Raw genomic sequence first — 22172 nt, 5'->3', positions numbered from 1 at the left:
GTGCCAGAAATGGACTTGGCTGTTGAATGCTGGAATCCTTTAGAAGGAGCGTCAGGACGACGCGGAGGTAAGCAGACTGGTCATCAGGGCCCTGAGTCGGTTGGGTTTCACCGGCTTGTTCAGGATCGGCAGGTACTGGGCGCGCAGTATTTTGCGGGTGTCGTCGCTGCGATCTGCGGTAATGATGGCGGCAGGAATATCCCGGCCAAGGTGGCGGCGAACCCCGTGCACCGCATCGTAGCCGGTTCGTTCGTTGTTCAGGTGATAGTCCGCAAGGATAAGGGCCGGTATCTGGCCGGTTTGCTCCAGAACCTCTACGGCTTCGGTCTTGCTGGCAGCCGTCAGCACCTCACAACCCCACCTCTCCAGCAGCAACTGCATACTTTCCAGCACCGCCGGCTCGTTGTCGATCACCAGTACCGGCACACCGTCAAAACCATCGGCGAAATTCTGGAGCGAATCCGCACGGGGCAGATCCGGTCTGGCCTGGGCTGGATCAAGCGGCAGGGTCAGCACGAAGCGGGAACCACGACCAGGCCTTGAGGCCACATCAATGTCGTACCCCAGCACCCGGACCATACGTTCCACGATGGCCAGCCCCAGGCCTACGCCCTGCCGGCCGCCGGTGCCCTGGGGCAACAGCTGGTGAAACTCGGTGAAGATGTCCCGGAGCTTGTCTTCCTCAATGCCAACACCGGTGTCCCAGACTTCAATCCGCAGCCGGTCCCCCCTAGACCTCAGGGCCATCACCACGCCGCCTTTGCGAGTGTAGCGGAAGGCATTGCTGAGCAAATTGCGAAGGATACGGGTCAGCATGCGCTGATCTGTCCGGACCGTCGCTGGTATCGTGCGGACCCGGAAGCCCAGGCCCGAATTGGCGGCAACGGCCTCGAACTCCTCGCCGAGGGATCTGGCGAGGGCGGCCACATCGGTGTACACCAGGTCCGGCTTCATCGCCTGCTGATCAAGCTTGGAAATATCCAGCAGGTCCGCCAGCAGGTCCTCGGCGCCCTCCAGAGCCCGATGCACCTGGTGCACCATGCGGGTTTCCTGTTCAGGAAGCGTGCTGTCCTGCAGCGCGGAGATCATCAGCCGGGCAGCGTTCAGGGGCTGGAGCAGGTCATGACTGGCTGCAGCAAGGTACTTGTCCTTGCTGCGATTGGCCTCTTTGGCAGCCTCCATGGCAATGACCAGCTCACGCTCGACTTTCTCCCGCTCCTCGATCTGGTAGCGCAGGCCCACGTTGGCATTCTGCAGCGCCTCGGTTCGCTCTTCCACGCGCCGCTCAAGAGTGGTGTTCAGCTGCTCCAGCTTCTGCCTGGCGAGAACCCTTTCGGTGATGTCCGCAACGAAGGCCTCCACCACTTCCGGACCAAGATCCGGACGTCGCAACAGGGTGACAGCAACGTGGACCGGTGTGCGATCGGCACGCTGGAAACGGGTCTCCCGGGCGCTCAGGCTGCCTTCGTTGAGCAGTTCCTGGCGTATGGCGTCGAATTCGCTGGCACTGCAGAACAGCTGTTCCCGGAGCCGGATGACCTTTTCCGTGAGCGCCTCGGGGCTGTCGTAACCGCAGATCCTCGCCATGGCCGGATTGCAGGCCAGAAAACCGCCCCGCAGGTTGGCCTGGAAGATCCCGTGCAGGGCGTTCTCGAACAGCCACTTGTAGCGGTTGCGTTCCTGCTCAAGCTCGTCAATTCGCTCCTGCAGAGCGGGGTAATAGTTCTTGCGGACGGACTGGCTGCCCAGCCCGAGAAGATCGCCAATTCCGTAGCTACTGTCCTGTTCGCCTTCCTTGAGTTCAGAGGGCTTCTTCATAGACAACCTGGACATCCCGCAGCGACGACTTTCGGGGGTTAGTGAGAATGCAGGGGTCCTGCAGGGCAAATCCGGACAAGTGCGGTATGTCGGATACCGAAACACCCAGCTGGGCCAGCCGTGCTTCAAGTCCAACCCGACGTTTGAGCGCCACAATTCGGTTCATCAGACGCTTCTTGATTTCCGGTTTGGCCATACCACGGGTATCAATGTCCATGGCCTCCGCGACCCGGCGGAAACGGTCTTCGGCAGACTGGAAGTTGTAAGCCACTACGTGTTCCAGCAGCAAGGCGTTGCAGAGGCCATGGGGCAAATCCAGGAACCCGCCCAGGCTGTGGGACATGGCATGCACCGCACCCAGAATGGCATTGGAGAACGCCAGCCCTGCCTGCATGGAGGCCAGCATGATCTGTTCCCGGAGATAGGGATCTGCGGTGTTGTCCACCAGCGGCTCCAGGTTCCGGTTGATCAGCCGGATCGCTTCAAGCGCATGGGTGTCCGTCAGCGGGCCACTGCCCGTGGACACATAAGCCTCGATGGCGTGCACCAGGGCATCGACGCCGGTGCAGGCGGTGAGGTAGGCGTCCATGGTCTCGGTAACTTCCGGATCGATCAGGGACACATCTGGCACAACGGCCTTGCTGATGATCGAAAATTTGAAACGGCGGTTCGGGTCGGAAATGATCGCGAACTGGGAAACATCCGCCGAGGTGCCCGCCGTGGTCGGAATCAGTATCAGGGGCGGTGACGGGTTGGTGATGGTGTCGACGCCCTCGAACTCCAGGATGCTGCGGCCATGAGTGGCGACGATACCGATGCCTTTGGCGCAGTCCATGGGGCTGCCGCCACCGATGGCGACAATGACATCACATTCACTGGATTTGTAGAACTCGGCCCCGGTCATCACCTCGTCCACCTTGGGGTTGGGTGAAACACCGCTATAAACGGTGGAGCGGATACCTGCATCGGTCAGCAGCGTCACGATCTCATCGACCCAACCGGCGGCAGCCACACCCGGATCGGACACCAGAAAGACATGCCGGGCACCGAAATTACTGGCGAAGTTGGCCACGGACTTACGTGAACCGGCGCCAAACACAATTTCCGGTGACACAAACTTGCGCAAGGAAGTGATATCGTGACTCATCAGACTGCACTCGACCGTTTGTTGTTATAGGAATAGCCGAGAGTTTAACTCAAGTTCTCCGCCTGATCATTGGCCTTTTGGCTATGCTTTCGGTAGAAGCTGAACATCCATTCGAGCATGCCGGCCTGATTGGCCTGTCGCCGGAAACCATGCCCCTCGTCTTCAAACCAGTGCAGCTCCGGCGCCCTGCCCGCGGCTTTCATGGCCTCGGTCATTGCCCGGGTCTGCTCAGGCACCACAACCCGGTCCTGTCCGCCCTGGAAAAAGATCATTGGCGCGGTAATGCGTTCGGCGTGAAACAGCGGCGTTCTCTCCTGCCACCGCTCCGGGTATTTTTCTGGCGAGCCCAGCAGCCAATCCAGATAACCGGATTCAAACCGATGGGTCATAGCCCGTAAACGCATCGGATCCGTTACGCCGAACATGCTCGCGCCAGCGGTGAAACGCCTGCTCCGGATCATCGCCATCAGGGCCGTGTAACCCCCGGAGCTGCGACCCTGGATAAACACCCGTCTCCCATCAGCCAGACCGAAGGAGGCAAGGTGGTCTGCCGCCCGTTCCATATCCGCGACATCCACTTCACCCCACCGACCTTCCAGGGCCAGGCGGAACTCACGACCAAAGCCGGTGCTGCCTCGATAGTTGATTTCGGCGACGGCAAAGCCCCGCTGACACCAGTACTGAACCTGGGGATTGAACACCGGGTAGGCCGCCGACGTGGGTCCTCCGTGGGCAATCAGAATCAGTGGAGGGACGTCTGGCGTGGCCAGCTTCGGAGTGTAGAAAAATCCGTGGATAGAAGCTTCACTCGGGTTCAGAGCCGGAATCTCGATATCCAGTGGCAGTGCCGCCCGCGCCTCTGGCATGGCCTCTTCGCCCCCGGCAATGTTGAGGGCCTGGCCGGTCTCGAGATCAATCTGGAGGACGGCGTCCAGGCGGGTGGCGGCGCGTCCGATGCAGTAGAGATGCTCGCCAGCCGACTGCAGACAACGGAAGTCGCCAAAGTCCCGGGCAACCCGGATTTCTTCACCGGTTTGGCCGGAGCTTAGCCAGAGCTCACCCGTGCCATTACAATAACGAACCCTGGCCCAACCGCCCCTGCCGGTTGGGCAGTGGTGGGATTCGCCCAACTGCCAGGGGGCATTGGCATGATCCCGGGCTGGCGAATCGCTGGCGTGCCATCCTCCCTCGCCCGAAGTATCGATATGCCAGGGTTGCCACCAACCCTCCTGGTCTGACAAAACCCAGAGTTGGTTGCCATCGAACACCGGCTGCTGTACCGAAGCCTCAGAAAGTGTGGGCCATTCCCGGCATTGCTCCAGCAGCCCATCTGCAGAAAGATTTGCGGTCCACAGGCGGGTACGCAGCCACGGCATATCCGGCAGCTGCCAGCTGGTCCAGGCAACCTGGTTTCCGTCGGCCGAGACCGCGGGCGCGCTGTAAAAATCCAGTCCGGCATGAAGGACCGAGCGTTCGCCCTGCATGGAGACGGCAACCAGCTGCTGTTGACCTTCCGCTTCCCGCACCGCGAGCACTCGATTACGGGACTGGTCAGCGACCAACCCACCGTAGGCCGCCTCCGGATCATCGGTCAGGCGAACGCACTCGCCGCCGGCCAGACTGACAAACCGTATCTGTTGATCCTCGCCAACCACGAACACGCCGTTGTCGGCAGCCGCCAGGGCGCCACCACCGTAGCCGTTGACCCGGCTGCAGATGCCAAGATCATCAGGACCAAGATGAACCGGTCCCTGATCAGTAAGGTGCCAGAGGGTGTTGAAGCCACGCGCCGGATCCGACTCCAGCCAGAACACTCCCGCCGGAGACACCGTAAGCTCCCCGCGCTGGATATGGGCCGAGCAGGCTTCATAGGCACTCAGCACCGTTTTGTCGTGTTGATGGCCGCCCGGTGCCGAATCAATGACGGAGTTGTTAGCCCCGGAAGAAAAGCCGTGAATTGTCCGCATTTCGATAAACCAGTTCAGTCAGGCCGGCCGTGGCATGATCGGCAGCTCTCCTCGCTGCCAAGATTCGATCATGATACGACGATTTGCTGCATACTGGATCTGCGTTATCGGCATTACCGGTCAAAAGATAGGCCTGGCAGCGACAGCCACCAAAGTCTTTTTCCTTCTCATCGCAGGAGCGGCAGGGCTCCGGCATCCAGCTATCCCCCCGGTAATGGTTGAACCCCGGGCTGTCGTACCAGATGCTTTGAAGATCCATGTCTCGGACATTGGGGAAGTCGATGGGTAGCAAACGGGCGCTGTGGCAGGGTAATGCGGTGCCGTCCGGCGCGACCGTCAGGAACAGATTGCCCCAGCCGTTCATACAGGCTTTCGGGCGCTCTTCATAGTAGTCCGGCGTGACAAAGATCAGCTTCATGGCCGAGCCGGATTGCTGCAGCCGTTCCCGGTACTGGTTCACTTCCTGTTCCGCCTGCACCAGCTGGGCTTTGGACGGCATCAGCCCTTCCCGGTTTTCGAAGGCCCAACCGTAGTACTGGCAGGTGGCCAGCTCGACATAGTCCGCGCCCAGGCGCTCACACAGGGACATGATGTCGTTCATCTGGTGGATGTTGTGACGGTGGATCACGAAGTTGAGCACCATCGGGTAGCCGGCTTCTTTCACCGCCCGGGCCATGGCCAGCTTCTGGTCAAAGGCCTTGCGGGAGCCGGCCACGGCGTTGTTCAGCTCCGGGTCTGAGGCCTGGAAGCTGACCTGGATGTGGTCCAGCCCGGCCTCGGCAAAGGCGTCCACTTTGGCTTCCGTCAGCCCCAGGCCTGAGGTTATAAGATTGGTGTAGTAACCCAGGTGCCGGGCTTCCGCAATCAGCTCCGCCAGGTCCTGGCGCACCAGGGGTTCGCCCCCGGAGAAGCCCAGTTGGGCCGCGCCCATTTTCCGGCCCTGACGGAGCACGCTTACCCACTCCTCGGTCGTCAGCTCTCTTTGAGTCTGGGCAAAGTCCAGCGGGTTGGAGCAATAGGGGCACTGCAGCGGGCAGCGATACGTGAGTTCCGCCAGCAGCCACAGGGGTGGCCCGGCGTTGTGGGGGTTAGTCGTGCTCATGACAGTTCAATCCAGTGTTGTTGCCGGGCGTCCTGCAGGAAATCGCTTACGTCCTTGCCAAGCGGGCCGGCGTCCGGGAACTGCTGTTCCAGGCTGGCGACGATGTCGGCCACGGTACGCTGGCCGTCCACTTGATTGAGAATGGCACCGGCACTGCCATTGAGCTTCACCATTCCTTCCGGATAAAGCAGCACATAACTCTCCTGGGCCGGCTCCCACTGGAACCGGAACCCTCGACGAAAACGCGGCACCTCATGCATACCCACCTCCATTACAGCCCCCGGTGCCAGACCTGTTCGTCGGTCACGGTATGGTACGGCGGGGTGCGGTGACCGTAGGCCATGGTCATGGCATCCAACATGGTCCAGAGGATATCCAGCTTGAACTGCAGGATCTCCAGGGCCCTGGCCTGCTGGGCCTCGGTGGTAAAGTGGTCCAGGGTAATGGTCAGACCGTGTTCCACGTCCCGGCGGGCTTCCGACAGGCGCTTGCGGAAGTAGCTGTAGCCGCTCTCCTCAATCCAGGGATAGTGGGCGGGCCAGCTGTCCAGGCGGGACTGGTGGATCTCCGGGGCGAACAGCTCGGTCAGGGACGAACAGGCCGCTTCCTGCCAGGTCGCCCGGCGGGCAAAGTTCAGGTAGGCATCCACCGCAAAACGGACACCCGGCAGCACGTGGCGCTGGTCAATCACCTCTTCCCGGCTAAGGCCCACCGCCTCGGCCAGAGACAGCCAGGCTTCGATGCCGCCAACGTCACCGTCGTGGCCATCGTGATCCAGAATCCGCTGCAGCCAGAGCCGGCGGACACCGGCGTCCGGGCAGTTGGCCATGATGGCGGAGTCTTTCTGGGGAATCTTGATCTGGTAGTAGTACCGGTTGGCCACCCAGCCGCGGATCTGTTCGGGCGTGCACTGCCCGCCGTACATGGCTTTATGGTACGGGTGGTGGATGTGGTAGTACTGGCCTTTGGCCCGCAGGGCCTGCTCGAAATCCGTCCGGTTCATAGCGGTGTTGGCTTTGGCGTTCATGGCTGCCCCGACAGGTCGATGTGCATTCCGTCCCAGGACACCTCGATGCCGTGGCGGACCAGTTCCGCCCGCTCCGGCGAGTCCTCGTTCAGGATCGGGTTGGTGTTGTTGATGTGTATCAGGATCTTGCGCTGGGCCGGCATGGCGTCGAGTACCTCGATCATGCCACCCGGGCCGCTCTGGGCCAGATGCCCCATGGCCTGGCCGGTCTTGGTGCCCACTTCCTGGCGGATCATTTCGTCGTCGTGCCAGACGGTACCGTCCACCAACAGGACATCCGCTTTTTTCATCCAGTCGAGGATACGCTGATCCGGCGCACCCAGGCCCGGCGCATACAGCACTTTTTGGCCGGTGCGCGTATCCTTCAGGAACAGGCCAATGTTATCGCCCGGGTGCGGGTTGTCCCGGCGCGGTGAATATGGGGGTGCGTTACTCAGCAGCGGAATGGCGGTCAGCTCGATGGATGGCGCGCAGGGAATGGTAAAAGGCGTCTGCTCCGACGCCTCGATGCGCTGCCAGTTCAGGCCACCGTTCCAGTGCTTGAGCATGGTGAACAGCGGAAAACCACCTCTGAGGTCTTCATGCACCTGTTCGGTACACCAGACGTCCATCGGCAGCCCCTCGCGCAGGGACAATAAACCGGTGGTGTGGTCCACCTGGCTATCCATCAGCACGATGGCGTCAATACCGGTATCACGCAGAGCCCGGGCCGGCTGCATCGCTTCGAAAGAAGCCAGCTGGGCACGAATGTCGGGGGAGGCGTTGAACAGAATCCAGTGCTCGCCGTCTTCACTGATGGCAATGGAAGACTGGGTGCGGGCCCGGGCGTTCAGGGTGCCCTTACGGAAGCCGTCGCAGTTGGCGCAGTTACAGTTCCACTGGGGAAAGCCGCCGCCTGCAGCGGAGCCCAGAACGTGAATCAACATGGTGGGTCACTCCACAAGCAAAACGGCCAGCCCGTGGCTGGCCGCTTCAGCACTCAGCGGTTGGCGAAGTACATGGTGACTTCGAAACCGATGCGGAGATCTTCGTAGGCTGGTTTGGTCCACATAATGCTCACCTCTATTGTCATGATTGTTAGCGCATTGCGGGTGAATCAACGACATTGCCGATAACCCAGTTCCCATCCTATCGGCCGGGGCAAGGGGCCAATATGGTACTTTGGAACTGTTTTGGTGCCTCCCTAGGTCGCAAAAAACCAGCAGCAGACTGGTGCCCTGGTCTGAAACGAAAAAAGGCCCTGGGAAGGGCCAAAGAGAGTGACAGAAAAACCCGAACTCTCATCAGAGAGTCGCCCCGGCCAGACACCGGGGGATGAAGGTGCACATCCAATGTGCTGACTCACAAGCGGGCCCGTGTGGGAGGCCCGCTTACCGCTCACAGATTCAGAAGAAACCCAGCGGGTTGGTGTCGTAGCTGGTCAGCATGCACTTGGTCTGCTGATAGTGCTCGAGCGCCATCTTGTGGGTTTCACGGCCGACGCCAGACTTCTTGTAACCACCGAAGGCAGCATGAGCCGGGTAAGCGTGGTAGCAGTTCATCCACACCCGACCAGCCTGGATGTTGCGGCCCATCCGGTAGGCGAGATTGGTGTCGCGGGTCCATACACCGGCACCCAGACCAAACTCGGTGTCGTTGGCAATGGCCAGGGCTTCTTCCTCGGTCTTGAAGGTGGTAACACCCACAACCGGTCCGAAGATTTCCTCCTGGAACACGCGCATCTTGTTGTCGCCCTTGAACAGGGTGGGCTGGATGTAGAAGCCATTGTTGAACTCTTCATCCAGATGCTCGCGGTCGCCGCCAGTCAGCACCACAGCGCCTTCTTCCTTACCAATGGCCAGGTAGGACATGATCTTGTCGAACTGTTCCTTGGACGCCTGGGCGCCGACCTGAACGTCGGTGTCCAGCGGGTTGCCGCGCTTGATCGACTTGGTCCGCTCAACCACCTTCTGCATGAACTCTTCGAACATGTCTTCCTGAACCAGTGCCCGTGAAGGACAGGTGCAGACTTCGCCCTGGTTGAAGAACGCCAGCACGAGACCTTCCACGCACTTGTCGATGAATTCCGGCTCGGCTTTCATCACGTCGGAGAAGTAGATGTTCGGGGATTTGCCGCCCAGCTCAACCGTCGAAGGGATGATGTTCTCAGCCGCGCACTTGAGGATGTGGGAGCCAACCGGGGTGGAGCCGGTGAAAGCAATCTTGGCGATGCGCTTGCTGGTGGCCAGGGCCTGACCAGCCTCAATGCCGTACCCGTTCACGATGTTCAGTACGCCCGGCGGCAACAGGTCGCCAATGATTTCCATCAGTACCAGAATGCTGGCAGGGGTCTGCTCCGCAGGCTTCAACACTGTGCAGTTACCGGCGGCCAGACAGGGGCCCAGTTTCCAGGCCGCCATCAGAATCGGGAAGTTCCACGGAATGATCTGACCAACCACGCCCAGCGGCTCGTGGAAATGGTACGCCACGGTGTTGTGGTCGATCTCGCCCATGTGGCCTTCCTGGGCACGAAGACAACCCGCGAAGTAGCGGAAGTGATCAGCCGCGAGGGGAATGTCGGCGTTCAGGGTTTCGCGCACGGCCTTGCCGTTGTCCCAGGTTTCAGCGACTGCGAGCTTCTCGAGGTTGGCCTCGATACGATCCGCAATTTTCAGCAGGATGTTGGAACGCTCGGTGGGTGAGGTCCTGCCCCACGCAGGTGCCGCCTTATGTGCTGCGTCCAGGGCCAGGTCAATATCTTCGGCACTGGAGCGCGGAATTTCGCAGATCACATTGCCAGTCACCGGTGTGATGTTCTCGAAATACTGGCCTTTTACCGGGGCAACCCACTCGCCACCGATGTAGTTCTCGTAACGGGATTTGAAAGAAACGACGGAGCCATCCTTTCCTGGTTGTGCGTAGATCATGATCTCGACCTCTTGTTGTGTTTGTCGCAGGGCAACGCGGCCTTTCGCGTTTACCCATTCAATGTAGACCTCAATTTCGAATCATTGAATGATGCGATGGAGGCGAAAAACTCCTCCCTTGGTAGTAGATGGCTCGAAGGCCATGCCACCATTGGCGCGGCTCCGAAATCACTCTCCGAAAATAAATGCACAAGAAAGGCACTGTTAGATGCACAAAAACAGTGCGCTCGCCCAGCCAAGAAGCACCCCTGCCCCACCCCTGAATTTCTACCACAATAAAATCAGTAAGTTGGCGATTGGCATGGACTCTGCAGAGTATCCACTACGCAGCGAGACGTTGGTTACTGAAACCACAATCAAAGCGCCACAATCTGACCAATGGTCAACTAGGGTTCCGGTCTGCCTACGAAGGCAGACGCCTGGTCCGAGAGTTGACGACCTTTTCCAAGGTTACACGGCGGGACAAAAGCCCGGGAGGATCGCTCAGTTACTGACGCCTCTCGCTTTTTAATTGCCTAACCAGGAGGAAAAGGCCATGTTGCAAACCGCAGCCCCCCTCTACGACGATCTGATTCCCGGCGGATCCCACTGGTCCTTTATCATGCGCCGCGGCCACGTTCTGCGCCTGATTGATGAAACCGGCGGGGCCAATGTCGGCATGTTGATGTACAACCCCGAGAACCCGCTCGAGCGGTACAACATGCCGGACACCCTGAAAAACCAGCACACCTTCCTGCTCACCAAAGGCCACGTGCTGCTCTCGGACATGGGCCGGGTATTTGCCTCCATCATCCGCGATGACCTGGGCTGGCACGACACCGTCGCCGGCACCTGCAATGCCGACTTGGTGGAAAAGCGCTGGGGCAAAAAGACCTATCAGGAAGCCCATAACAACTACCACCGAAACGGGTTCAACAGTTTCCTGAACGAGCTGGCCAAATACGGCCTCGGCAAGAAAGACCTGACCGCCAACCTGAACTGGTTCAGCAAGGTAAAGACTGACGACGACGGCACCATGACCTTCGCAGAGGGTCACTCCCACGCCGGCGCCACGGTGGACCTGCGTTTCGAGATGGACACCATCGTGGTGCTGCACACCTGCCCGCATCCGATGAATCCGGCCAGCGAGTATCCCAGCCATCCGCTGCGGTACCAGTTGTTCAAGGCGGCCCCGGTGACCGATGCCGATCCGTGCAAGACCTCGTCGCCCGAGGCGACACGGGCATTTGCCAACAACGCTCTTTATCACCTGATGCAGTAATGGGAGGCCGGAGATGATCAAGCAAAGCACATTGAAGCCCGAAAATGCCGCCTTCCGCGAAACCGTGCCGGCTGGCGAGTATTTCCTGAAAGTGGTGAAAGCCGGCCAGACCGTCCGGATCCTGGATCTGGAAGGCAACCAGGCTGCGGACACCCTGTTCTACAACGCCCACAATCCGACCGAGCGCTACAGCGCCGTGGACACCATCCGTGAGCAGGGCAACGTCTATCTGACGGCCGGCTCGAAACTGATGTCCTCTGAAAACAACGTGATGCTGGAAATCACCGCCGATACCTGCGGCCGGCACGACACCCTGGGCGGCGCCTGCGCGGCCGAGAGCAACACCACCCGTTACGCCCTTGAGAAAAAGTGCATGCACGCCTGCCGCGACAGCTGGCTGGTGGCGGTGACCGAGCACGAAGATCTCGGCATGAGCAAGCGGGACATCACCCACAACATCAACTTCTTCATGAATGTCCCGGTCACGGCCGACGGCGGACTCACCTTCGCGGACGGGATTTCCGATGCCGGCAAATACGTAGAGCTGGAAGCGAAGATGGACATTCTGGTGATGATCTCCAACTGCCCGCAGCTCAACAATCCCTGCAACGGCTGGAACCCGACACCGATTGAGGTGCTGGTATGGAGCTGAGCGGCAGATTCTCAAAGGTCCTGATCGCCAACCGCGGCGCTATCGCCTGCCGGGTCATTCGCACCCTGCGGGACATGGGTCTGACCTCGGTTGCCGTCTACGCCGAAGCGGATTCCGATTCGCTGCATGTGCGTCAGGCGGACGAGGCGTATTCCCTCGGCGAAGGCCCGGCGGCAGCCACCTATCTGGACCAGGACAAACTGTTTGAAGTGATCCGTAAGAGCGGTGCCGGTGCCATCCACCCCGGCTACGGCTTCCTGAGCGAAAACGCCGATTTTGCCCGACGCAGTGAAGCCGAAGGCGTGGTCTTCCTGGGCCCGACGCCCGAGCAGATGGAGCAATTCGGTCTGAAGCATACGGCACGGTCACTGGCTGAAAGCGCCGGCGTACCACTGCTACCAGGCACCGGCTTGCTGACCAATCTGGAGGAGGGGCTAAAAGCCGCCGACACCATCGGCTACCCGGTGATGCTGAAAAGCACTGCCGGCGGTGGCGGTATCGGCATGTCCCGCTGCTACGGCCCGGACGATCTGAGCAAGAGCTTTGAGTCGGTCCAGCGCCTGAGCCAGAACAACTTCAGCAACAACGGCGTGTTCCTGGAAAAATTCGTGGAACATGCCCGCCATGTGGAAGTGCAGCTATTTGGCAATGGCAAAGGCCAGGTTCTGGCCCTTGGCGAGCGAGACTGTTCCGCCCAACGCCGGAACCAGAAAGTGATTGAAGAAGCACCGGCTCCCGGGCTCACCGAGGACGTCCGCACACGCATGCACGCCACCGCGCGCCAGCTGGGCGAAAGTATCAGCTACCGCAGTGCCGGCACCGTTGAGTTTATCTATGACCCAGACACCACCGAGTTCTACTTCCTGGAAGTGAATACCCGCTTACAGGTGGAACACGGTGTGACCGAACAGGTATTTGGTGTGGACCTGGTGCGCTGGATGGTAGAACTGGGCGCCGGCACCCTGCCCGACCTGTCAGAACTGGGCAGCAACCTTGTCCCGTCCGGCCATGCCATCCAGGCCCGGATCTATGCGGAAGATCCGAATAAGGATTTCCAACCCGGGGCCGGCCTACTCACCAACGTGGCCTGGCCCGAACAGGATGGCCTGCGAATCGATACCTGGATCCAACCGGGCACCGAGGTGTCGCCGCTCTATGACCCCATGCTCGCCAAGGTGATCGTGCATGAGGCCGATCGCGAATCGGCCCGCGAGCGGCTGATGCAGGCCCTGGATAACAGCCAGCTCTATGGCATCGAAACCAATCTCAAGTATGTGCGCCAGGTGCTGGAAGACCCACGCTTTGCCGAGGGTCGCCTGTTCACCCGTACTCTGAACGAATTCGATTACCAGCCGGCGACGGTGGATGTGCTCAGTGGCGGCACCCTGACCACTATTCAGGACTACCCCGGTCGCATCGGCTACTGGGAGATCGGCGTCCCGCCCTCGGGTCCTTTCGACAGCTATTCGTTCCGGCTTGGCAATCGACTGCTGGGCAATCCCGAAGGGGCTCCTGGCCTGGAAATCACCCTGAAGGGGCCAGTGCTCACCTTCAACCGCGCCACACAGATTGCGCTGACTGGCGCCCAACTGGACGCCACGCTGGACGATGAGCCGGTCGCCTTCTGGCAGGTGATAGACGTACCCGCCGGCGCCACCCTGAAGCTGGGCGCCACCACGGCGGACGGAGCACGGGCCTATGTTCTATTCAGCGGTGGGGTGGACTGCCCGGAATACCTGACCTCCTGCAGCACCTTTACCCTGGGCCAGTTCGGCGGCCATTGTGGTCGCGCCTTGCGGGCCGGCGATGTGCTGGCCCTGGCGGATTCGGAGCCAACCAGTCTGACAGCCCTTCCTGCCGAACTGAAACCGACCATCGGCAAGACCTGGAAGCTGCACGTCACCTATGGCCCCCATGGCGCGCCGGATTACTTCACTGGAGAAGACATAGACACCTTCTTCGCCAGCGACTGGGAGATCCACTACAACTCCAGCCGCACCGGCGTTCGCCTGATTGGCCCGAAACCGGAATGGGCGCGCAGTGATGGCGGCGAGGCCGGTATGCATCCGTCCAATATCCACGACAACGCCTACGCAGTTGGCACCGTGGATTTCACGGGCGATATGCCGGTCATTCTCGGTCCCGATGGCCCCAGCCTGGGCGGCTTTGTCTGCCCGGTGACCGTCATCAGCGCTGACCTCTGGAAACTGGGCCAGCTGAAAGCCGGTGACAAGGTGAAGTTTGTACCGGTAAGCCAGGACCAGGCTGTGGCCCTGAGGGAAGCGCTGGACGAGTCCGTGGCAACACTGACCGCCGCTACGGCCCACATCAAACCCATCAAGCCGACCACCCCGATTCTGGACTCGCTGAGCACCAACGAACATGAAACCGGCGTGGTCTACCGGGCTGCCGGCGACAATTACGTGCTGGTGGAATACGGCCCGATGGAACTGGATATCCGTCTGCGCTTCCGTGCCCACGCGCTGATGCTGTGGCTGCGCGATCAGGATCACGACGCCATTCTGGAGCTGACCCCCGGCATCCGTTCCCTGCAGGTGCATTACGACAGCCAGAAACTGAGCCAACGCACGCTGCTGGATCTGCTGATCAGCGCTGAAAAGGAACTGGAAAAGCAGCCCGAGTGGGATGTGCCCGCACGCATCGTACACCTGCCCCTGTCCTGGGATGACGAGGCCTGCCAGACCGCCATCGCCAAATACATGCAGTCGGTGCGCAAGGACGCCCCCTGGTGCCCGAGCAACCTGGAATTCATCCGCCGTATTAACGGGCTGGACAGCATCGATGAGGTGAAGAAGACGCTTTTCGAGGCGAGCTATCTGGTCATGGGCCTGGGCGACGTCTATCTGGGCGCGCCGGTCGCTACTCCGCTGGATCCCCGGCATCGGCTGGTGACCACCAAATACAACCCGGCCCGCACCTGGACCGCGGAAAATTCCGTAGGCATCGGCGGCGCCTACCTGTGCATCTACGGCATGGAAGGCCCCGGCGGCTACCAGTTTGTTGGTCGCACCCTGCAGATGTGGAACCGCTACCGCACGACCGACCTGTTCGAGCCCGGCAAGCCCTGGCTGCTCCGGTTCTTTGACCAGGTGCGCTTCTATGAAGTCAGTGCTGAAGAACTGCAGCAAATCCGGCGGGACTTTCCCAACGGCGACTACCCGATAAAAGTGGAGGAAACCCGCTTCAACCTGAAGGACTACGAGCAGTTTCTGGCAAACAACGACGACGAAATCCAGACCTTCACAGCCAAGCGCAAACAGGCCTTCGACGAGGAACTGCAGCGCTGGATAGAGTCTGGCCAGATCAACTTCAGTTCCGAAGCACCGATGGAGGACACCGGCGAAGACGACATTGCCAACCTGCCCGCTGGCCAGCACGCGGTGGAAAGCCATGTAGCCGGCAACCTCTGGGAATGTCTGGTCAAGCCCGGCGACACCATCGATGCCCAGCGGCCGGTGGCGGTTATTGAATCCATGAAGATGGAAATCGAATTACTGAGCCCCGTAACCGGACGCGTGGTGGACGTGCGTCGGGAAGCGGGACAGGCGGTCTCGCCCGGAACGCCGGTCGTGATCGTTGAAGAGATTACCGAGTAATGCCAGCAACCAAAAAAACCTGAAAAAGACCAAACCTGCAAACACGGGCAAGGCCCGAGGAGAGACACCATGAATACACGCGACATCACCAAACGTCTGGCGGCCGGTCTGTTCACGGCCTCGCTGTCCATGGGTGCAATGGCCCAGGAAAAGGATTCCTTCAGCATCGCCTGGACCATCTATGCCGGCTGGGTGCCCTGGCAGTACGCCGAGGACTACGGAATCATGAAGAAGTGGGCGGACAAGTACGATATCGAGGTGGATATCGTGCAGGTGAATGACTACATCGAGTCCATCAACCAGTACACCGCCGGCCAGTTTGACGGTGTGGTCGCCACCAGCATGGACGGGCTGTCGATTCCCGCAGCGTCTGGCCTGGATACCACCGCCCTGATCGTCGGTGACTACTCAAATGCCAACGACGGCCTGGTGTCCAAGGATGCGGCGTCCATTGCCGATCTGGAAGGCGAGACCGTGCACCTGGTTGAGCTGTCCGTTTCCCATTACCTGCTTGTCCGTGCGCTGAACACCGTTGGTCTGGAAGAGCGGGATATCAGCGTGGTGAACATTTCCGACGCCGATCTGGTTTCGGCGTTCCAGACCGATGATGTCCGCCACGTGGCTACCTGGAACCCGCTGCTGGCGGAAGTGGAAGCCTACCCGGGTGCCACCAAGCTGTTCGATTCCAGCCAGATTCCGGGCCATATCAAGGATCTGACGCTGGTGAACACGGAAACTCTGGAAGATAACCCGAAGCTGGGCAAGGCGCTGGTCGGCGCCTGGTATGAAACCATGAGCATTCTAGCCTCCGACAGTGAAGAAGGTCAGGAAGCGCGGGCATTTCTCGGTGAGCTTTCCGGAACCGACCAGGCTGGTTACGAAGCCCAGCTGGCGGGCATGAAGATGTTCTGGGAACCGCAGATGTCGGTGGATTTCATTAACAGCGAAGAAGCGCGGGAAGCCATGGACAGCGTTCGTCAGTTCTCTTTTGACAAGGGACTGCTCGGCCAGGGCGCCATGAGCCCGGACTTCGTTGGCATCGAGTTTCCGGATGGTTCGATCATGGGTGACTCAGGGAACGTGAAGCTTCTGTTCAATGACAGTTATATGGAGATGGCGGCAGACGGGGAGATCTGAGCGATCGTCTTCTAAAACTCTGCTAGGATCGGGCACGATTAGTCGTGCCCTTTTTTTGTGGGCTTCGGAGCATGGGTGTGGGCTGATGGCTTCTCCAAAACACGCTCCTTCGGCCCATCCCTGGGGCGCTTGGGCTCCGCCATCCATGGCTCCGCACAGTTTTGGAGAAGCCATCAGCCCACACCCCCATACCCTCAGTGAAGCGTCGAGAAAAAGACCTATGCGCCGTACCAAGGAAGATGCCGAAAAGACACGCCAAACGGTCCTGGAAGCTGCTCTGAAGCTCTTCAGCCGGGACGGATACTCGCTGACAACGTTAAGCCGAATTGCCAAAGAAGCCGGTTGTAGCCGTGGACCGATCTACTGGCATTTCGAGAACAAGGATGATCTTTACGAAGCCGTTCTTGCCTACTCCCAGGAACCCCTGGAAGCCCTGGTCGCGGAATGTTCAGGCATGCGGGAAACGCCCATTGAGGCCATGGACCATTTCATCGAGCGCTGGCTGGGCCTGCTGGCCAATGATCGTAAATATCGTCAGTCGTTCGAGATTCTGCTGAACAAGACCGAACTAACCGATGCCATGAGCCGGACGCTGAAGCGGGAACGGGCGTTGACCAAGTCGATTATTACCATGTTCCGGGACCTGGTCGCCCAGGCCGCTGATCAGGGTCTGATTTCTACACAGGAAGCCCCGGAGGATCTGGGACTGCTGAGTTACACCTATCTGATGGGCATTACCCAGACCTGGCTGTTTGCGCCGAAGCTGTTTTCACTGAAACAGCAAGCATCATTTTTCCAGCGACAGTTCTGGCGACTACTGGGCAAGTTGAATTAGATGATCGATCCTGACGCTTCGGCTGTGCAAGGGACTGGAACCGGGGAAGTTTTACCTTTTTTTACGTTTGGAGGCATCTGCATCGACTAAGATCAAGCCAACCTAGCTGCATCTTTTATTATTGATCAACAATACTGCAGCTTCAGATAGTGCCCATTCTGGTTAGGACCCTGGGGTAATGAAAACAGCGACACTGGACCTGCAGAATGAGCACGCCCTGATCCAATCCCTCTACGGCGCCTTGACCGATCGGGAAGGTTTTCACGGATTTCTGGAAAAACTGGTTAACCTGATCAATGGCTGCGCTGCTCAACTACTCGTTGTGCGCAAGCGCCCCTTGCAAATGGATCACCTGTGGTACCACGGCCTCTCCGATGAGTTCCTGAGCTGGTACCTCGAAAACAACATGATTGCCCAGGATGTGGTCACCAATCAGGCCATTAAACAGCGCCCCGGTCTGTTTCAGTCCGCCCTCCCATTGCTCCCGGATTTCCAGCCTGGCGAAGACTATTCGAAGTGGGAGAATGATCAGGATATGCTGGACTCAGCCTGGCTGGTCGTGGATAGCACCCCTACACATACCTTCCTGTTAACCATCCAGCGTACAGTGGCTCAAGGGCCATATCAGGAATCAGAGCTACAATCCCTCAACCGTTTGGTCCCACACATCCGGCAGGCAGTCCTGCTTTACCGGCAACTGGAATCACGCAGCAAAGCGGCCTCCTCACTGGCCTCCGTGATTGAAGTATTGCCCGATGCCACTTTTGTACTCGACAGTCTTGCTACCGTTTTGTATTCCAACAAAACAGCCCGCAACCTGATTCAACGGGAACGCTGCCTGGGCATCCGTCATGATCGCTTCAGCTTCGCAGAGAAAGACTTGCAGGCGGCGTTCTTCCGTACGTCTGCCCAGGTGGTTCGCTCCAGCATGGGCAAGGAAAGTTATTCCTCTGAGACGCTCATTCTCAAACGAGAGGGCCGTAGTCCACTGCTATTTGTCCTACGTCCGATTGAAAGCAGTGAATTGCTGGCCGGGGGAGTTCTGGTTACCGTGTATGACCCCGAGAATCGAGTCCTCCCGAGTGCTGAGCACATCGCTGCCTACTTCAATCTGACTCCGGCCGAGGCCCAGGTCTGCGAAAACCTGGTTGCAGGGATTGATCCCCAGGGATGTGCCGACCGGTTGGGACGCAGCGTCGCTACAGTACGTTCGCAACTCAAACAGATATTTCTGAAGACCGGCTGTTCGCGGCAGGGGGAGCTGATCAGCCGGTTATTGTCGGCCTTGTTACACTAATCCTTAATCCTTGCGACAGGCAGAAGACATGGCGTCGGCCATATTCCCCGCGTTGGGCATAGAAACCCGCGCTGGCGTGCGCTTTTAAAATCTGCCAGACCACAAAAACTGGTTAATATTTAGAAACTCGCAGATATTTTGCTCCTTTTTTACGACCTCTAAACAAACAATTACAAATAACGAAAAAGTTATTAGCTTAAAGCAGTTACCAGCCTCCTGACGTAATGGAATCTTCAGAATAAGCCACTGCGCCACACTTATCCCCTAAATGGGGCATGTCTTGATATAAACCCGATGCTAGTTTCCCGAATACCCAATCAATGTGATATTTATCAATAAGGTGCGGTTATGGGAAAATTCAAGAAGTTGACTCTGGCGACAGCCATTTCCTCTGCGTTCGTTCTCACCGGTTGCGGTGGTAGCAGCTCCTCCAGCAACGACAGCAACGACAGCAATGACGGCGGCACAACCGTTTCCGGTACTGCTACAGCACCGGGCGGTCAGATAGCCCAATTTGAGCAACAAAGCTTATTCGAAGTTGCAATAAATTTCGTAATACCGCCGGCTGCGGCGGCCATTACCGGGCTGGAGCCGGTTGAGGGCGCCCTGGTGGAATTGATTCGCGTCGATGACAACGGTAACCAGATCGGTGACGTACTGGCGACCTCACAGACGTCCATCACCGGCGACTACCAACTGACCTTGCCGGAGGGCGTCAATCTTGCGGGCAATCTGATCGTTCGCATTACTGGTCAGAATAATAACGAACTGCGTGCCCAGGTAGTGGAGCAGGATGTGGACATTACCCCAATGTCCGAATTCGTATTGCGCAAGTTCATCCAACAGGGCGCTGATCTGGATGAGCTAGTCGTGACCGATGTTGTAAAGCTCAACGGCAAGGTGGAAGAGTTTGACCTCACCGCAGGCGCCAATCTCGATCAGATGTTTGCCACCCTGGAAGACAATGTTGGTGCTTTCGTTGAAAACGAGGTGGCTGCGGCCTCTGCGCCGGCCGGCGATGGCACCAGCATATCGGGCAACTACTACAGTGCTGCAATCACCATGGAATTGAGCGACATTGACGGTTCGGGTTCTGGCGAACTCGCCCACGAAATCTGGCTTGGTGATTTCAGCATTGCCGACCAGGGCGACGGAACAGTGACTCTGGCGTTCACTCAGGAAGATTTGGCCTACGGGGATATTTATGGCAGCAGTCTCCAGACTCCGTACATCTATTATGAAGTAGCTTCGGAGACCTTCGAAGACGAAAGCTTCCCCGCCACTTTCAACGCCAAAGGAATCCTGACCGTCGAAGGTGAGTTCGAGGAAGATGTCTACGATGAAGGGCCTAACGGAACCGGAACCGGAGCCAAACGTTACCCTGCAGTTACCTACAGCTTCCAGAAGGTTAAGAATACCGGACTACTTTTTGGGCTTTCCCATGAAGCGGCCATCGCTTATGGCGTTGTCTACAATGAGGACAGCGACACCTATTCCCTGGATCCGAATAACAAGAACGGGGACGACATTTACCGTGTCTTTGAGGTGTTCTCACGCAAGCCGACTAGTCTGACCGCTGCAAACCTGTCCGGTGATTATGGCCGTGTCTGGTTCGAAAGCTCTTTATTTGGTGGCGGCATTGAACTCAGAACCGAGGTCAACACCGTCACCTTCGATGGTTTCACTGTCGACGTTGCCCAGGCGAATGTCCATAGCCTGGAAGTTAACGCCGGCGGTGCTACTTACAACTCGGGAACCGAGCCTGCAGAAGCAGACGTTGCCCTGAACATCCAGTCAGACGGCACCATTGTCAACGAAGAAGAGTCTATGGTTGGCTTCGTCAACGACTCCGGAAACTACATCGACTTCACCGGCTCCTCCGGCACTAACCAGAATGAAGCTATGTTCGAGAAGACCATGATGGTCAAACTGCCTGCGTCACAGCTAAATCTGGAAGGCAAGACCTATCGCCTGATGTTCCTTGCGATGCATTTTGACGATGCCATCAACGGAACCATTGCCATACAGGCCAGCCAGTTCAATACTCTGATGACCATGGCTTCTGCGACAGAAGGCAGCGTCAATGGTCGGTTCTCCGAAACACTCAAGGACAGTGGCATTGGCTCAGAGGTCGAGGTATCTGTGGACGCTGTCGATGATATGGCATTCGAGTACACCATCGCCGAAAACGGTGCTACTGAAATCACCATCGGGAGCGATGAGGGTGATACCGTCCTGGATGGTTTCTTCAATGCGGACGGCAGTTTGGGCGTATTCAGCACCCGCTTTATGGAGAGTGACACCGGAAACGCAGATGAACTCGGCCTGGCCGTGCTTATCGACGTAACCGAATAAACACAAAGTGCTTTACCAGGAGAGCCCGCAATTACGGGCTCTCAATTGCGATGGCTAGGGTCGCGCCAATGAATCAATCAGGGAGAAAGTTATCCCTGATAATCACTCCGAACACGTCCAGTTAACTACCGGGACGCTCCTTTTCAAGCAATTCCCGCTTTCGGTCCAGCCCCCAGCGATAACCGCCGAGGGAACCGTCGCTTCGCAATACCCGGTGACACGGGATCAATACCGCGATGCGGTTCCGCCCGCAGGCGGAGGCCACAGCTCGAACGGCTTTGGGCTCGCCCAGTCGCTTTGCCAGCTCCGTGTAACTCACCACCTCACCTTCACGGACGCTTAACAGGAGTTTCCAGACGCGTGTCTGGAATGCGGTGCCACGGATATCCAGAGGGACATCCGGTCTGGGCACGTTCTGGCTCAAATGCTCATCCAGAGCCAACATCCACGCATCTAGCTCCGGCGATGCCTTTGCCCCAGACGGAGCCAGTCGAGCCTTCGGAAACTCCTTCTGTAACTGATCTCCCAGTGCCGCCTCGTCATCCCCGAATTCGGCAAAACACACACCCTGATCGGTGGCGGCCATCATCAACAGGCCGAGTGAGGTTTGCCGGCAGGCATGGGTGATGGTTTCACCTTCCCCACCCTTGCCGTAACGGGACGGCGACATGCCGACCTGTCGGTCCGCCTTGCCGTAGACGCGACTGACCGAACCAAAGCCGGCATCGTAGATTGCATCGGTCACGGTCTGGCCTGTTCTCAACGCCCGCTTGTAATGGTTCAGGCGCAGTGCATCCTGATAAGCCTTTGGTGAGACACCGAAGGTTTCCTTGAACACCCGCTGTACGCGGGATGGCGACAACCCAACGACAGCGCCGAGGTCGGCAAGGCTCAACGACTCATCTGGCCGGCTCTCGATGTATCTGGCCAGTGCGACCATTCGATCGGCAACGGGCATGGATGCTTTCGCGTCACTATCCTTCTCGTCCCGCATCGGGGTTCGGGAACTTTCCATGCTTTGGCTCCTTCATGTGCACACAACCCATCATCC

The 22172-nt window shown here is 58.7% G+C and carries 17 protein-coding genes and 1 riboswitch; of the genes, 7 read left to right on the top strand and 10 right to left on the bottom strand.

Going from position 1 to position 22172, the window contains the following annotated elements:
- Positions 1-51: 51 nt before the first annotated feature.
- The 9 genes from A8B84_RS15175 to A8B84_RS15140 all read right to left on the bottom strand — a co-directional run bounded on the left by A8B84_RS15175 (position 52) and on the right by A8B84_RS15140 (position 9967).
- On the bottom strand, positions 52-1818 hold the full coding sequence (locus tag A8B84_RS15175; protein WP_064229947.1) for a NahK/ErcS family hybrid sensor histidine kinase/response regulator: 1767 nt from the start codon (positions 1816-1818) through the stop codon (positions 52-54).
- The gene (ercA, locus tag A8B84_RS15170; RefSeq protein ID WP_064229946.1) at positions 1802-2965 is read right to left on the bottom strand and encodes an alcohol dehydrogenase-like regulatory protein ErcA; all 1164 of its coding nucleotides are present in this window, start codon (positions 2963-2965) and stop codon (positions 1802-1804) included. Before ercA ends, A8B84_RS15175 begins: the two co-directional genes overlap by 17 nt.
- Before the next feature lie 44 nt (positions 2966-3009).
- Complete coding sequence (locus A8B84_RS15165) at positions 3010-4932, bottom strand: prolyl oligopeptidase family serine peptidase (protein ID WP_227512851.1); 1923 nt, start codon at positions 4930-4932, stop codon at positions 3010-3012.
- Positions 4898-6034 (bottom strand): pyrroloquinoline quinone biosynthesis protein PqqE, encoded by a 1137-nt coding sequence (pqqE, locus tag A8B84_RS15160; RefSeq protein WP_064229945.1) that lies wholly within the window; start codon positions 6032-6034, stop codon positions 4898-4900. The genes A8B84_RS15165 and pqqE overlap by 35 nt, the downstream gene beginning before the upstream one ends.
- A complete protein-coding gene (gene pqqD, locus A8B84_RS15155; protein ID WP_064229944.1) occupies positions 6031-6306 on the bottom strand; it encodes a pyrroloquinoline quinone biosynthesis peptide chaperone PqqD in 276 nt (91 codons plus the stop codon). The genes pqqE and pqqD overlap by 4 nt, the downstream gene beginning before the upstream one ends.
- Positions 6306-7061 carry a pyrroloquinoline-quinone synthase PqqC gene (pqqC, locus tag A8B84_RS15150; protein WP_008171038.1) on the bottom strand — a complete coding sequence of 252 codons (756 nt, stop codon included), beginning with the start codon at positions 7059-7061 and terminating at the stop codon, positions 6306-6308. The genes pqqD and pqqC overlap by 1 nt, the downstream gene beginning before the upstream one ends.
- Positions 7058-7987, bottom strand: coding sequence for a pyrroloquinoline quinone biosynthesis protein PqqB (gene pqqB, locus A8B84_RS15145; RefSeq protein ID WP_064229943.1), 930 nt, complete (start codon positions 7985-7987; stop codon positions 7058-7060). Before pqqB ends, pqqC begins: the two co-directional genes overlap by 4 nt.
- 53 nt (positions 7988-8040) lie before the next feature.
- Positions 8041-8112 (bottom strand): pyrroloquinoline quinone precursor peptide PqqA, encoded by a 72-nt coding sequence (pqqA, locus tag A8B84_RS21340; protein ID WP_007153157.1) that lies wholly within the window; start codon positions 8110-8112, stop codon positions 8041-8043.
- Positions 8113-8446: 334 nt separating this feature from the next.
- Entirely contained in the window at positions 8447-9967 is a 1521-nt protein-coding gene (locus tag A8B84_RS15140; protein WP_064229942.1) for an aldehyde dehydrogenase family protein, read from the bottom strand.
- 375 nt (positions 9968-10342) lie between these two features.
- Positions 10343-10446: riboswitch (guanidine-I (ykkC/yxkD leader) on the top strand.
- Between the two features lie 56 nt (positions 10447-10502).
- Here A8B84_RS15140 and A8B84_RS15130 point away from each other — a divergent pair.
- The 7 genes from A8B84_RS15130 (at position 10503) to A8B84_RS15100 (ending at position 21121) form a co-directional block, all read left to right on the top strand.
- Positions 10503-11228 carry an urea amidolyase associated protein UAAP1 gene (locus tag A8B84_RS15130; RefSeq protein WP_064229940.1) on the top strand — a complete coding sequence of 242 codons (726 nt, stop codon included), beginning with the start codon at positions 10503-10505 and terminating at the stop codon, positions 11226-11228.
- Between the two features lie 13 nt (positions 11229-11241).
- Complete coding sequence (locus tag A8B84_RS15125; protein ID WP_064229939.1) at positions 11242-11880, top strand: urea amidolyase associated protein UAAP2; 639 nt, start codon at positions 11242-11244, stop codon at positions 11878-11880.
- Positions 11871-15497, top strand: coding sequence for an urea carboxylase (uca, locus tag A8B84_RS15120; RefSeq protein WP_064229938.1), 3627 nt, complete (start codon positions 11871-11873; stop codon positions 15495-15497). Before A8B84_RS15125 ends, uca begins: the two co-directional genes overlap by 10 nt.
- 69 nt (positions 15498-15566) lie before the next feature.
- On the top strand, positions 15567-16634 hold the full coding sequence (locus A8B84_RS15115; RefSeq protein ID WP_064229937.1) for a putative urea ABC transporter substrate-binding protein: 1068 nt from the start codon (positions 15567-15569) through the stop codon (positions 16632-16634).
- A 220-nt stretch (positions 16635-16854) separates the two neighbouring features.
- The gene (locus A8B84_RS15110) at positions 16855-17469 is read left to right on the top strand and encodes a TetR family transcriptional regulator (RefSeq protein WP_064229936.1); all 615 of its coding nucleotides are present in this window, start codon (positions 16855-16857) and stop codon (positions 17467-17469) included.
- Between the two features lie 178 nt (positions 17470-17647).
- Complete coding sequence (locus A8B84_RS15105) at positions 17648-18766, top strand: helix-turn-helix transcriptional regulator (RefSeq protein WP_064229935.1); 1119 nt, start codon at positions 17648-17650, stop codon at positions 18764-18766.
- 348 nt (positions 18767-19114) lie between these two features.
- Positions 19115-21121 (top strand): hypothetical protein, encoded by a 2007-nt coding sequence (locus tag A8B84_RS15100; protein WP_064229934.1) that lies wholly within the window; start codon positions 19115-19117, stop codon positions 21119-21121.
- A gap of 121 nt (positions 21122-21242) precedes the next feature.
- Here A8B84_RS15100 and A8B84_RS15095 read toward each other — a convergent pair whose 3' ends face one another.
- Complete coding sequence (locus A8B84_RS15095; protein WP_064229933.1) at positions 21243-22136, bottom strand: bifunctional transcriptional activator/DNA repair enzyme AdaA; 894 nt, start codon at positions 22134-22136, stop codon at positions 21243-21245.
- Between the last annotated feature and the right edge of the window lie 36 nt (positions 22137-22172).

The sequence above is a fragment of the Marinobacter sp. EhC06 genome (assembly GCF_001650915.1).
Classification (GTDB): Bacteria; Pseudomonadota; Gammaproteobacteria; order Pseudomonadales; family Oleiphilaceae; genus Marinobacter.
The sequence above is the reverse complement of the archived record's forward strand: the minus strand, read 5'-3'. Positions and strand labels throughout refer to the sequence as shown.